Consider the following 12,693-nt stretch of genomic DNA (forward strand, 5'->3'; position numbering starts at 1 on the left):
CGCCACGACGACCGGTGAGCCGTCGGACGGAGCCGCTGTCGAACCAGCGGTGCCGGGGCAGCGTTCGAACGACCCGGCCGGCGTCGGCGCTCCGGCGGCGGTCGAGCCGGTGGTGCCGGTGCCGGGACCCGGCGAGCCCGGCGGACCCGCGTTCGTGCCGCCGGCCAGCCTGGCGGACTTCGCGGAGCTGGCCCGGGCCGCGCTCCCCGCCGACGTGTGGGACTTCGTGGCCGGCGGCAGCGGCACCGAGACCACCCTCGCCGCGAACCGGGTCGCCCTGGATCGCGTGGCCGTGCTGCCCCGGATGCTGGCCGGGGTGGACGTCCCGGCCACCGAGGCGCCGCTGCCCGGCGGCCGGTTCGCGCTGCCGGTGGCGGTCGCGCCGATGGCGTACCAGAAACTGCTGCACCCCGACGGCGAGCTGGGCCTCGCGGCGGCGGCCCGCGCGGCCGGCGTGCCCTACGTCGCGAGCACCCTGGCCAGCACACCGATCGAGGAGGTCGCCGAGGTCGGTGGCACTGTCTGGTTCCAGCTCTACTGGCTGCGCGACCGCGTCATGGTCGCCGACCTGCTGGACCGGGCGCTGACCGCCGGCTGCGCGGGGTTGATGGTGACCGTCGACGTGCCCGTGCTCGGCCGGCGGCTGCGCGACGTGCGCAACGGCTTCACCCTGCCGCCGCACGTCACGGCGGCGAACCTGCCCGGCGGCCGGGACGACCTGGCCCACCAGGGCACGCCCGGGGTGTCCGCCGTGGCCGTGCACACCGGCGCGGTCTTCGCGCCCGCACTGAGCTGGGCCGACCTGGCGTGGCTGCGGGAGCGTACCCCGGTGCCGTTGCTCGTGAAGGGCATCCTGGACCCGCGCGACGCGGCCCGCGCCGCGGAGCTCGGCGTGGACGCGGTGGTGGTCTCCAACCACGGCGGCCGGCAGCTCGACGGCGCGCCGGGCAGCGCGGCGGTGCTGCCCGAGGTGGTCGCCGCGGTGGGGGACCGGTGCGCCGTGCTGCTGGACAGCGGCGTGCGCGGCGGCACGGACGTGCTGCGCGCCCTCGCCCTCGGCGCGGCCGGCGTGCTGGTCGGCCGGCCGATGCTCTGGGCCCTCGCGGCCGGCGGGCGGGCCGGCGCGGAGGCGGCCCTGGCGCTGCTCGCCGCCGAGCTGCGCGACGCGTTCATCCTGAGCGGCTGCGCCGACCCGGCCGCCGCCCGCGAGCTGCGCACCCGGATCGGAGGCTGACGTGGAGCCGGTGGACCTGGCCGTCTCGGCCCTGCACCCGAGCGTGGACGACCCCGCGTTGAACTCGATGAACTTCCTCAACGAGGTGGCCAGCACTATCCGGACGCCGTGTCGCTCGCCGCCGGCCGGCCCTACGAGGAGCTCTTCGACTCCGTGGTGCTGCACCAGCACCTGGACGCCTTCCGCCGGCACCTCGCCGACGACCTGGGCCTGAGCCGTGCGCAGGTCGACCGGACGCTGCTCCAGTACGGCCGGACCAAGGGCATCGTGCACCACCTCATCGCCCGCAACCTGGCCGTCGACGAGCGGCTCACCGTCGACCCGGAGGCGATCGTGGTGACCGTCGGCTGCCAGGAGGCGATGTTCCTGGTGCTGCGCGCGCTGCGGGCCGGGCCGCGGGACGTGCTGCTCGCGGTCGCCCCCACGTACGTCGGGCTGACCGGCGCGGCCCGCCTCGTCGACCTGCCGGTGCGCCCGGTCACCGGCGGCCCGGACGGCATCGACCTGGCGGACCTGCGCGCCCAGGTGCACCGCGCCCGCGCCGAGGGGCTGTGCCCGCGCGCCTGCTACGTGATGCCCGACTTCGCCAACCCGTCCGGCGTGAGCATGGACCTGGCCCAGCGGCGGCGGCTGCTCGACCTGGCCGCCGAGGAGGACCTGCTGCTCATCGAGGACAACCCGTACGGACTGTTCCCGGCCGCCGGCGCGGAACGGCGGCCCACCCTCAAGGCGCTGGACACCCGCCGCCGGGTGGTCTACCTCGGCTCGTTCGCCAAGACCGTGCTGCCCGGCGCCCGGGTCGGCTACGTCGTCGCCGACCAGCGGGTGGCCGGCTCCGACGGCGCGGTCGGCCCGCTCGCCGACCAGCTCGCCAAGATCAAGAGCATGGTCACCGTGAACACCTCGCCGGTCAGCCAGGCGGTGATCGGCGGCGCGCTGCTGGCCCACGACTGCTCGCTGGTGGCGGCCACCGCCCGGGAGCGCGCCGCGTACGCCCGCAACCTGCGGCACCTGGCCGACGGGCTGGCCCGGCGTTTCCCGGCCGGCGGGCCGGTGCGCTGGAACGTCCCGGCCGGCGGGTTCTTCGTGGTGGTCACCGTGCCGTTCGGCGTGTACGACGCGCTGCTGCACCGCTCGGCCCGCGAGTACGGCGTGCTCTGGACGGCCATGGCGCACTTCTACGACCCGGGCGCCCCGGTCAACGCGCTGCGGCTGTCGGTCAGCGCGGTGACCGCCGAGCAGATCGACGTGGGCCTGGACCGGCTGGCCGCGCTGATCACCGACGAGTCGGCCGGCACCGCCCGCACCGCCGTCAGCGCGCGTGCGGTCCCCTGATCTCGCCGGATCCGCGCACCACCAGCCGGGTGGCGACCGGGTGGATGGTGGGTCGCCACTGATCTCCGTCCAGCCGCCGGAAGATCAGCGAGGCGGCCACCCGCCCCATCTCGGCCGGGTCCTGGGCGACCACCGTGACCGCCGGCTGGAGGAGGTCGGCCAGGGGGAAGTCGTCGAAGCCGACGAGGGCCACCTCGTGCTGCCGGCCGAGTTCCTGCAGGGCGCGGATGGCGCCGATGGTGACCAGGTTCTGGGAGGTGAACAGCGCCGTCGGGGCCGGGTCGTCGCGCAGCAGCCGGCGGACCGCCTCCGCCGAGTCGCGCTCGGTGTGCAGGTCGTGGACCATGGTGGCCGGCCGGATGCCGTGCTCGCTCAGGGCCTCCTTGAAGCCCTGCGCGCGCTGCCGGGCCGTCGGGATGGTCCGCAGGTCGCCCAGGTACGCGATGTCCCGGTGGCCGTGCGCGACGAGGTGGTGCACCGCGGTGGCGGCGCCGTGGTGATTGTCGGACAGCACGGCGTCGACCGCCAGGCCGACCGGCGGCCGGTCCACGAACACCACCGGGGTGCCGGCCGCCACCTCCCCGGCCAGGTAGCTCTGGTCGTCGGTGGCGGGCACCACGACCAGGGCGTCGGCCTGTCGCATCGTGAAGGCGTGCACCAGGTCCCGCTCCCGTTCCGGGCTCTCGTCCACGCTGCCGGCGAAGATGAGCACGCCCCGGTCCCGGGCGGCGTCCTCGAGGGCCCGGTGCAGGGCGGCGGAGAAGGGGTTGGCCAGATCCTCCAGGACCGCGGCGATGGCCGCGCTGCGGCCGCTGGACCGCCGCAGGCTGCTCGCGGTGAAGTTCGGCCGGTAGTCGAGCTGGGCGATCGCCCGGCGTACCGCGGCGAGCTTCGGCGCGGAGACCCCCGCCTCTCCGTTGACCACCCGCGAGACCGTCTTGGTGCTGACCCCGGCCAGCAGCGCGACGTCTCGGAGCGTGGGCCGGGCCTTGACGCCGGCCGGCGGGGCGGAGGCGGCAGCGTGCATGGGCGCTCCTACCGGAAGGGAATGCGTGCGGTGGCGGGTGGGGCCATGGCGAAACGGCCAGCCCCACCCGCCGTTGATCGTCTGCCAGGTTAGCGCCACACCGACCGCAACGGCCGGACCGTGAGCGAGCGCACCACCACGGCGCCGCCCTCGGCGAACAGGCCGGTCCCGTCGCTCGTGGGCGCCGGGAAGATCTGGTCCGTCACGGTGGTCTGCCCGGCGCCGCCGAACACCTCGACGGAGGAACGATCCACGTACACCGTCATCCGTACCCGGTTGCCGTCCACCGACAGGGGACCGGAGTGCACGGCGGGGAAGGGCGGGGCGACCTGCTGGCCGGAGCGCGTCCGGTCGACGAAGAGGCGGCCTGCCCCCGCGTCGTACCCGATCAGCGTCCGTTCGTCGCCACCGGCGCGTACCTGGAGGCCGAACCGGCGGGCGTCGCGGAGTTCGAACTCCGCCCGGATCTCCAGCACCGTGCCGTCCGCCGCCGCGGGCAGGTCGCGCACCCCTGCCGGGACGGTGGTGTCCCGCAGGGTGTACGCCGGGCCGTCGCCCCGCAGCGAGGTGAGCTGCACGGTCGGCGACTGGACCAGGCGCACCCGGCCGTCGATCGTGCGCAGGGCGAGTTCCCGGGGCAGGGCCATCGCGCCACGCCAGGGCGCGGTCGGGACGCTGCCGGCGTACTGCCAGTTGTTCAGCCAGCCGATCGCGACCCGCCGCCCGCCCGGGGCGTTGTTGTACGTGACCGCGGCGTAGTAGTCCGCCCCGTGGTCGAGCCAGTCGTAGCGGTCCAGCTCGCGCGGCGCCGGCCGGTCGGCGAACATCACGTGGTCGACGAGGATGTGCCCCCAGCCGCCCGAGTTGAAGTCGTTGACCTCCAGGTGGGCCCGCTTCCCGGCGAGGTCGCGGACGTCCCAGGCGACCCAGTCGAGGCGCTCGCTGTCCGTGCCGGTCGCGGTCCGGACCACCTGGCCGTCCACGACCAGGTTCACCGCGGTCTCCACCGCGCGGGGCAGGACGGGCTCGTCGCTGGCGACGAGCTGGTCCACCAGCAGGTGGCCCCAGCCGCCGGTGTTCTCGTCCACGATCCGCAGCTGGGCGCTGCGGCCACGGAACTCGGTCACGTCCCAGTCGCGCCAGTTCATGAAGCCGGAGAAGTTGCCGGTGGCGGTGCGCACCACCCGGCCGTCCACCAGCAGCTCGACCACCGTCCGCCCGGTCCCGTCGTCGAGGTGTCCGCCGGCCCCGACGAGCAGGCCGAGGTGGTCGCGGTCGACGGTGAAGGCGGGCGAGGTCAGGGTGCCGGTCGTCGAGTCGGCCTCGAAGAAGGTGGTGAGCAGCTTGTCGCCGACGTGGCCGCGTTCCCACCGGGCCGGGCCCAACACCGGCGCGCGGTCGCGCAGGCCACCGGTCGCCGTCCAGCCCGCCTGCTCGTACGTCCGACCGTCGGGCAGCTCGAAGTCGATCACGGGTTCGGCGCCGGCCGGCACGAAGTCCGTCGTCGTGTCCGGCAGGTGTGGGTGCGCGCCCCCGCCGACGAGCAGGTTGAGGTACCCCCGGTCGATGGTGAAGTCGGGGGAGACGAGCCGGCCGCGGGGGGCGTCGAAGCCGAGGAAGCTGTTCACCAGGGCCCCGCCCCGGAAACCGCCGACCTGCTGCTGGCCCGGCACCGTCCCCGGGTACGGGGCGCCGCCGAACGGCCCCGGTCCCAGCACCGGGTCGTTCTCCACCGTCCAGCCGGCGTAACCGTCCTCGAAGTCGGCGAAGAGCGTCCCGGCCGGCGGCTCCGCCTCGCCGGTCACCACGTTGTCGGCGGTGAAGGTGGTGCCGTCCCAGTCGCCGACGAAGTACTGCGCGCCCGAACCGCCGGCCACCGCGCCGGGGTTGAGGTTGACGATCAGCACCCACTTCGGGTGCTCCGGGTCGCCGTCGACGGGCAGCTCGAACAGGTCCGGCACCTCCCACACACCACCGACCGCGTTGGCCGGGCCGAAGTCGCTCAGATGGGTCCACGACCGCAGGTCGGCCGAGCCGTAGAAGCTCACCTTGTGCTCGGTGGCCCGGACCACCGCCATGGTCCAGCGACCGGACCTGGTGTCCCAGAAGACCTTGGGATCGCGGAACTCCCGCGAACCGAGGTCCAGCACCGGGTTTCCGGCGTATCTGATCCAGGTGCGACCCCGGTCGGTGCTGTACGCGAGCGACTGGGCCTGGATGCCGGTGGCCGGGTACCAGCTGGTGTAGACGGCGACCATCGCAGGCGCGCCGGGTCGGCCGAAGCCGGCGCTGTTCCGCTCGTCGACCACCACCGACCCGGAGAAGATGTGCTCGTCGGCCGAGTACGGGATGGCCAGCGGCAGCTCCTCCCAGTGCACCAGGTCCCGGCTGACGGCGTGCCCCCAGGACATGTTCCCCCACTGCGCGCCCTCGGGGTTGTACTGGTAGAAGAGGTGCCACTCGCCCTGGTACCAGACGAGCCCGTTCGGATCGTTCATCCAGTTGCGCGCTGGGCTGAAGTGCAGCTGTGGCCGGTACGGCTCGTCCCTGGTCGCCGCTCCCGCGGCAGCGGTGCCCGGTGCCGCCGCCACGAGAGCCGCGGCCGCGCACACTGCCAACCATCGGCGGATCCTCATCCCATCCTCCGTCCTTCGAGGACGCCGGGACCGACCGGGGTCGGTGCCGGGCGTGACCGTGGGGCGAATCCTGAGCCGGCTTTGACATCGATGTCAAGGGGGGCGTGCGAGTTAGGTGGCGATTGGAGAAAACCAGCGGCAAAGGCATTGACATCTCCCGGCTACTGCGCCGAAACTGCCCTGACATCGTTGTCAAACTTCCCCCCCACCGTGGGTCCCTGATGGGAGAACACATGATCCAGCGCATCGGCCGCCGCCGCGCCGCTCTGCTGGCCGCCGTAGCGGCGACCGGCATGGTCGCCGCCGGCTGCGGTGACAGCTCGGGTGACGGCGGCTCCGGCGACAAGAGCGTCGCGGTAGCCCTGATCACCAAGAACTCCACGAACCCGTTCTTCGTCACCATGCAGCAGGGCGCGAAGAAGGCCGCCGAGGCGGAGGGCGTGAAGCTGACCCTGGCCGCCGGCAAGGAGGACGGCGACGAGGCCGGCCAGGTGCAGGCCATCGAGGACGCCATCGCCCGCGGTGACGAGGGCATCCTGATCACCCCGAACGGCCCCGGCGTCAACCCGGCCATCAAGAAGGCCCGCGACGCCGGCCTCTACGTGATCGCGCTGGACACCCCGCCCGATCCGGCGAACACCGTGGACATCACCTTCGCCACCGACAACTTCACGGCCGGCGAGCTGATCGGCAAGTGGACGGCCACCCAGCTCGCCGGCAAGCCGGCCACCATCGCCCTGCTCGACCTCTTCAATGACAAGATCGTCTCCGTCGACTACGACCGGGACCAGGGCTTCCTGACCGGCATGGGCATCGGCACCGGCGACAAGAAGAAGAACGGCGACGAGGCGAAGACGGGCAGTTACTCGGGCGGCAGCTACACGATTGCCTGCAACGAGCCGACCAACGGCGCCGAGGACGGCGGCCGGACGGCCATGGAGAACTGCCTGACCAAGAACCCCGACATCAACGTCGTCTACACCATCAACGAGCCGGCCGCGGTCGGCGCGCACAAGGCCCTCCAGGCAGCCGGCAAGACCCAGGGTGTCCTGGTCGTCTCGGTCGACGGCGGCTGCGACGGCGTACGGCAGGTCAAGGACGGCGTCATCGGCGCCACCTCACAGCAGTACCCGCTGAAGATGGCCGAGCTGGGCGTCCAGGCGATCAAGAAGATCGCGAACGACGGGGAGAAGCCGAAGGTCTCCGAGGGCCTGGACTTCTTCGACACCGGCGTCGCCCTGGTCACCGACAAGCCGGCCGCCGGCGTCGAGAGCATCACCAGCGCCGACGGCGCCCAGCGCTGCTGGGGCTGACCATTCCCGCCACGGTCGAGGGCCCGGGGCATCCTCCGCCCCGCGCCCTCGGCCGGGCAGTCCGTCCGCCACCGCCGAATCCGGCAGGGAGCCTCCGATGACCGCCACGATCCCACCCACCACCGCCGCTCAGCAGTTCGCGCTGCGCCGGCAGACGCCACTGCGACGTGTTCAGCACCTGCTGCACGCGCACCCCGCGATCAGCCCGTTCCTCGTGCTGGTCATCTCGTTCGTCGTCTTCTCCGCGCTGAACCCGCGCTTCGCGTCACCCAACTCGCTCTCGCTGGTGCTCCAGCAGGTGGCCGTGATCGGCGCGCTCGCCGTCGGGCAGACGCTGATCATCCTGACCGCCGGCATCGACCTCTCGGTCGGCGCCATCGTCATCCTGGCCATGATGCTCTCCGCGAAGCTGGCCGAGGGGCAGGGACTGCCGGGCCTCCTCGCCATCGTCCTCGCCATCGCGGTCGGCGCGGCAGCGGGCGCGCTCAACGGGGCGCTGGTGACCCGGCTCAAGCTGCCGCCGTTCATCGTCACGCTCGGCACGCTGAGCGTCTTCACCGCCCTCGGGCTGCTCTACTCGAGCGGCCAGAGCGTCCAGGCCACCGACCTCCCGGCGGTGCTGAGCTGGACCGGTGAGTCGTTCCCGGTGGGTCGGTTCCGGATCACCTTCGGGGTCGTCGCGGTCCTCGTCCTCTACCTCGCGGTGGGCTACGCCCTGGCCAAGACCGCCTGGGGACGGCACGTCTACGCCGTGGGCGACGACAAGGAGGCCGCCCGGCTGGCCGGCATCCGGGTCGACCGGGTGCTGCTCAGCGTCTACCTCGTCGCCGGCGCGATCTACGGCCTCACCGCCTGGATCCTCATCGGACGCGCCGGCGCGGCCAGCCCCAACGCCATCACGGACGCCAACCTGGAGAGCATCACGGCCGTCGTCATCGGTGGCACCAGCCTCTTCGGTGGCCGGGGCGCGGTGCTGGGCACCCTGCTCGGCGCGCTGATCGTCGGCTTCTTCCGCAGCGGCCTGTCCCTGGCCGGAGTGGACGACCAGTACCGGGTACTCGCCGTCGGCCTGCTGGTGATCCTCGCCGTGGCCGTGGACCAGTGGATCAGGAAGGTGAGGTCATGACCACCACCACGCCCGCCCCCGCCGGCCGGTCCGGGGCCGCCGACAGCGGCCAGCGGTCACCGGTGCTGTCGGCCCGGGGCCTGGTCAAGACGTTCGGCAGGGTCGTCGGGCTGGACGGGGTGGACCTCGACCTGTACCCCGGCGAGGTGCTCGCCGTGATCGGGGACAACGGCGCCGGGAAGTCCACTCTGATCAAGTGCCTGACCGGTGCGCTGACGCCCGACGCCGGCGAGATACTCCTGGCGGGTAAGCCGGCACAGTTCAAGCGGCCGCAGGACGCCCGGGACGCCGGTATCGAGACGGTCTACCAGACCCTCGCCGTGGCGCCGGCCCTGGACATCGCCAGCAACCTCTTCCTCGGTCGGGAGAAGCGCCGGCCGGGCGTGCTCGGTTCGGTCTTCCGGATGCTCGACCACAAGGGCATGCGTCGGGAGGCCGCGCAGGCCCTGGCCGACCTGGGCATCGGCACCCTGCAGAACGTGGCGCAGGCGGTCGAGACGCTCTCCGGCGGCCAGCGTCAGGCCGTGTCGGTGGCCCGGGCCGCGGCTTTCGGCAGCAAGGTGCTCGTGCTCGACGAGCCGACCGCCGCGCTCGGCGTCAAAGAGTCCAACCAGGTGCTGCGGATGATCGAGGAGGTGCGCTCCCGGGGCCTGCCGGTCATCCTCATCAGCCACAACATGCCCCATGTGTTCGAGGTGGCCGACCGGATCCACGTCCAGCGACTGGGTCGGTGCGCGGGCGTGGTGACTCCGGCCTCCCACACCATGCCGGAGGTGGTGGCCATCATGACCGGCGCGACCACCATCGAGGAGACGCCGGGCCGTGTGGCGGACTGAACCGCCGTGCACGTGACCGGGGTGGCGCGGGCGCCAGGAAAGGAAGACTGTGATCACCGTTGTCGGCGAGAGCCTGGTGGACCTCATCGAGGATCCGTCGGGCGTGGCGGCCGCCCACCCGGGCGGCAGCCCGGCGAACGTGGCGGTGGCGTTGGGCCGCCTCGACCAGCGCGCCACCCTGCTCACCCAGCTGGGTGACGACGCGTACGGGCGGCTTCTCCGCGCCCACCTGGCCGGCAGCGGCGTACGGCTGGATCCGGCGTCGTTGTCGGACCTGCCGTCCACCAGCGTCGCCCGGACCCGGGTGGGCGCGGACGGCCAGGCCGGCTACGACTTCGACATCGACTGGCGCTCCTTCCCGCAGCGGGCCCTGACCGATGTCGGGGCCGGCAGCGACTGCCTGCACACCGGCTCGCTGGCGACCGTGCTCGCGCCCGGCGCGGACGACGTGCTGGCGCTGGTCCAGGACCGGCGGGACACCACGATGATCAGCTACGACCCGAACTGCCGGCCGTCCCTGATGGGCGATCCGGCGACGGTCCGGCGCCGGGTCGAGGAGCTGGTGGCGGCGAGCGACGTGGTGAAGGTCAGCCGAGAAGACCTGGCCTGGCTCCACCCGGGACGCGCGCACGAACGGGTCGGACGGGAGTGGCTCGAGCGGGGCGCCGTCCTCGTCGTGGTGACCTGCGGTGACCGTGGAGCGTGGGCGGGTACCCGACACGGCGAGGTGCGGGTCGACGCCCCGCCGGTGCGGGTGGTGGACACCGTCGGGGCAGGGGACGCCTTCACCGCCGGCCTGCTGGACGCGCTGGCCCAGCGGGACCTGCTCGGCGCCGCGCGGCGGGCCGCCCTCGATGCCGCCGACCCGGCCACGATCGTCGGCGTGCTCCGGGACGCCGCACGCGTGGCCGCCTGGACGTGTGGGCGCAAGGGAGCCGATCCGCCCACCCGGGCCCAGCTGACCGCCCTGCCCGTCCCGACCTGACGCCGAACTGTCGTCGTTCCGCCACCACCCGTGTTCCCGGCCGGCGCGGCCACCGTTGATAATGGACGGATGGTTGCCTGGGAGTACGCGTTGCTGGTCCGCCGCTATCAGGGGCAGGGCCGCAATTTCCACGTCACGTTCGTCTGGTACGGCCCGGACGGGTCCCGCAACGACGTGACAGCGTACGGCGACACCGCGATCGCGCACCTCAACCGGGTCGGCCGGGAAGGCTGGGAGCTGGTCTCCGCCGCCGAGGACGTGAACAACGTGCAGGGCAGCACCGAGGTCCACCGCTACCACCTCAAGCGCCCCCTGCGCTGACCGGCTAGCGTGATCCTCCCAGTTCGGGGAGGAGCAGCGGGTGGGCCGGTACGTCGTCGGGGTGGACTTGGGCACGCTCTCCGGGCGCGCCGTGGTGGTCGACGTGGCCGACGGCGCCGAGCGGGGCAGCGCCGTGCACGCGTACCGGCACGGGGTGATCACCGAGCGGCTGCCCGGCGGGCCGGCGCTGCCGCCCGGCTGGGCGCTGCAGGACCCGGCCGACCACGTCGAGGTGCTGCGCACCGCCGTGCCCGCCGCCGTCCGCGCCGCCGGGATCGACCCGGCCGAGGTGATCGGCGTCGGCCTCGACGCCACCTCCTGCACGGTGCTGCCCACCCGCGCCGACGGCACCCCGCTGGCCGAGCTGCCCGAGTTCCGGGACCGGCCGCACGCCTGGCCGAAGCTCTGGAAACACCACTCGGCGCAGCGGCAGGCCGAGCGGATCAACGCCCTGGCCGCCGCCCGCGGCGAGCCCTGGCTGGCCCGCTACGGCGGCCGGGTCTCCGCCGAGTGGCAGCTCGCCAAGGCACTGGAGCTGCTGGAGGAGGACGCGGACGTCTTCCGCCACGCCGAGCGCTGGGTCGAGACCGCCGACTGGCTGGTCCGGCGGCTCTGCGGCCGTCCCACGCGCAACGCCTCGGCCGCCGGCTTCAAGGGGCTGCGCCAGGACGGCCGGTACCCGGCCCCCGACTTCCTCGCCGCGCTGCACCCGGACCTGCCCGACCTGCTCGCGAAGACCGCCGACGGGCCGCTGCTGCCCCCGGCCGCCCGCGCCGGCGCGCTCACCGCCGAGGCGGCCGGCTGGACCGGCCTGCCCGCCGGCGTCGCGGTGGCCGCCGGTGCGATCGACGCCCATGTCACCGCGGCGGCGGCCCGGTCCGTCGCGCCCGGGCGGATGCTCGCCGTCCTCGGCACCTCCACCTGCCTGATCATGAACGGGGAGACCTGCCACGAGGTGCCCGGCGTCTGCGGCGTCGTCGAGGGCGGCGTCACCGCCGGCCGGTGGGGCTACGAGGCCGGCCAGAGCGGGGTCGGCGACATCTTCGCCTGGTACGTCGAACGCGCCCTGCCCGCGCCGTACGCCGAGGAGGCCGCCCGGCGCGGGGTGTCCGTGCACGAACTGCTGGACTCGCTCGCCGCCGACCAGCCGGTGGGCGGGCACGGGCTGCTCGCCCTGGACTGGCACAGCGGCAACCGGTCGGTGCTCATGGACCACGAGCTGAGCGGGGTGCTGGTCGGGCTCACCCTGGCCACCCGGCCGGAGGACATCTGGCGGGCCCTGCTGGAGGCCACCGCGTTCGGCGCCCGCACCGTGGTCGAGGCGTTCGAAGCCGCCGGCGTACCCGTCGACGAGCTGACCGCCGCCGGCGGGCTCACCGCCAACCGGCTGCTCCTGCGCATCTACGCCGACGTGCTGCGCCGCCCCCTGCACGTCGTGGACGCCGCGCACCCGGCAGCGCTGGGCGCGGCCATCCATGCGGCGGTGGCCGCCGGGGCGTACCCGGACGTGGAGAGCGCGTCGGCGGTGATGGGCGCGGCGATCCGCGAGACCTGGCACCGGACCCGGCCCGCGCCGACGCCTACGACGAGCTGTACGCCGACTACCGCGCCCTGCACGACCACTTCGGCCGCGGCGGCACCGACGTCCTCCACCACCTCCACCGCCTCCGCCACCGCACAAACCCAACCCCCTGACCCCGCACCCGGCCCCGCCCGGCCCCGCCGCGCCAGGAGGTCCCGCCGTGCCGCGCCCGCACCGGGCCCAGCCCCCCCACGGCCCGCGCGGGGGCCCTGGCCCCCCCGGCGCCCGACGGCTCGGTGCACACCGCCGCCGGCTACGACGGCCGCGACGCCGCCGACGGCGGCAGCACCGACGTCCA

9 protein-coding genes and 1 pseudogene are annotated in these 12,693 nt (G+C 73.9%); 8 read left to right on the forward strand and 2 right to left on the reverse strand.

Annotated elements, in window-relative coordinates; genetic code table 11:
- Positions 1 to 118 precede the first annotated feature (118 nt).
- Both ABZS80_RS32055 and ABZS80_RS32060 read left to right on the forward strand, forming a co-directional pair.
- Complete coding sequence (locus ABZS80_RS32055) at positions 119 to 1,234, forward strand: alpha-hydroxy acid oxidase (RefSeq protein ID WP_355061796.1); 1,116 nt, start codon at positions 119 to 121, stop codon at positions 1,232 to 1,234.
- A 1-nt stretch (position 1,235) separates the two neighbouring features.
- Positions 1,236 to 2,569: pseudogene (locus ABZS80_RS32060) on the forward strand (PLP-dependent aminotransferase family protein).
- Here ABZS80_RS32060 and ABZS80_RS32065 read toward each other — a convergent pair.
- Both ABZS80_RS32065 and ABZS80_RS32070 read right to left on the reverse strand, forming a co-directional pair.
- Positions 2,547 to 3,596, reverse strand: a complete 1,050-nt coding sequence (locus ABZS80_RS32065; RefSeq protein ID WP_355061781.1) for a LacI family DNA-binding transcriptional regulator — start codon at positions 3,594 to 3,596, stop codon at positions 2,547 to 2,549. The pseudogene ABZS80_RS32060 and the gene ABZS80_RS32065 overlap by 23 nt on opposite strands.
- A gap of 89 nt (positions 3,597 to 3,685) precedes the next feature.
- Entirely contained in the window at positions 3,686 to 6,232 is a 2,547-nt protein-coding gene (locus ABZS80_RS32070) for a GH32 C-terminal domain-containing protein (protein WP_355061783.1), read from the reverse strand.
- A gap of 233 nt (positions 6,233 to 6,465) precedes the next feature.
- Between ABZS80_RS32070 and ABZS80_RS32075 the strand changes: the two genes are divergently transcribed.
- The 6 genes from ABZS80_RS32075 to araB all read left to right on the forward strand — a co-directional run.
- Positions 6,466 to 7,545, forward strand: a complete 1,080-nt coding sequence (locus ABZS80_RS32075; protein WP_355061784.1) for a substrate-binding domain-containing protein — start codon at positions 6,466 to 6,468, stop codon at positions 7,543 to 7,545.
- Positions 7,546 to 7,642: 97 nt separating this feature from the next.
- Positions 7,643 to 8,671: an ABC transporter permease gene (locus tag ABZS80_RS32080; protein ID WP_355061786.1), complete on the forward strand. Its 1,029-nt coding sequence runs from the start codon at positions 7,643 to 7,645 to the stop codon at positions 8,669 to 8,671.
- The gene (locus ABZS80_RS32085) at positions 8,668 to 9,507 is read left to right on the forward strand and encodes an ATP-binding cassette domain-containing protein (RefSeq protein WP_355061788.1); all 840 of its coding nucleotides are present in this window, start codon (positions 8,668 to 8,670) and stop codon (positions 9,505 to 9,507) included. Before ABZS80_RS32080 ends, ABZS80_RS32085 begins: the two co-directional genes overlap by 4 nt.
- 49 nt (positions 9,508 to 9,556) lie before the next feature.
- The gene (locus ABZS80_RS32090) at positions 9,557 to 10,492 is read left to right on the forward strand and encodes a carbohydrate kinase (RefSeq protein WP_355061790.1); all 936 of its coding nucleotides are present in this window, start codon (positions 9,557 to 9,559) and stop codon (positions 10,490 to 10,492) included.
- 69 nt (positions 10,493 to 10,561) lie between these two features.
- Positions 10,562 to 10,813: a hypothetical protein gene (locus ABZS80_RS32095; RefSeq protein ID WP_091258764.1), complete on the forward strand. Its 252-nt coding sequence runs from the start codon at positions 10,562 to 10,564 to the stop codon at positions 10,811 to 10,813.
- 40 nt (positions 10,814 to 10,853) lie between these two features.
- Positions 10,854 to 12,693 (forward strand): ribulokinase (gene araB / locus ABZS80_RS32100; protein ID WP_355061792.1); only part of this gene is annotated, 1,840 nt, incomplete at its 3' end.

This window comes from Micromonospora sp. NPDC005305, from assembly GCF_040607315.1.
Taxonomy (GTDB): Bacteria; Actinomycetota; Actinomycetes; order Mycobacteriales; family Micromonosporaceae; genus Micromonospora.

What these genes read in the sequence shown, in the direction of transcription:
- ABZS80_RS32065 (WP_355061781.1), bottom strand. Translation starts at nt 3,596, where the DNA reads ATGCACGCTGCCGCCTCCGCCCCGCCGGCCGGCGTCAAGGCCCGGCCC.
- ABZS80_RS32070 (WP_355061783.1), bottom strand. Translation starts at nt 6,232, where the DNA reads ATGAGGATCCGCCGATGGTTGGCAGTGTGCGCGGCCGCGGCTCTCGTG.
- ABZS80_RS32075 (WP_355061784.1), top strand. Translation starts at nt 6,466, where the DNA reads ATGATCCAGCGCATCGGCCGCCGCCGCGCCGCTCTGCTGGCCGCCGTA.
- ABZS80_RS32080 (WP_355061786.1), top strand. Translation starts at nt 7,643, where the DNA reads ATGACCGCCACGATCCCACCCACCACCGCCGCTCAGCAGTTCGCGCTG.
- ABZS80_RS32085 (WP_355061788.1), top strand. Translation starts at nt 8,668, where the DNA reads ATGACCACCACCACGCCCGCCCCCGCCGGCCGGTCCGGGGCCGCCGAC.
- ABZS80_RS32095 (WP_091258764.1), top strand. Translation starts at nt 10,562, where the DNA reads ATGGTTGCCTGGGAGTACGCGTTGCTGGTCCGCCGCTATCAGGGGCAG.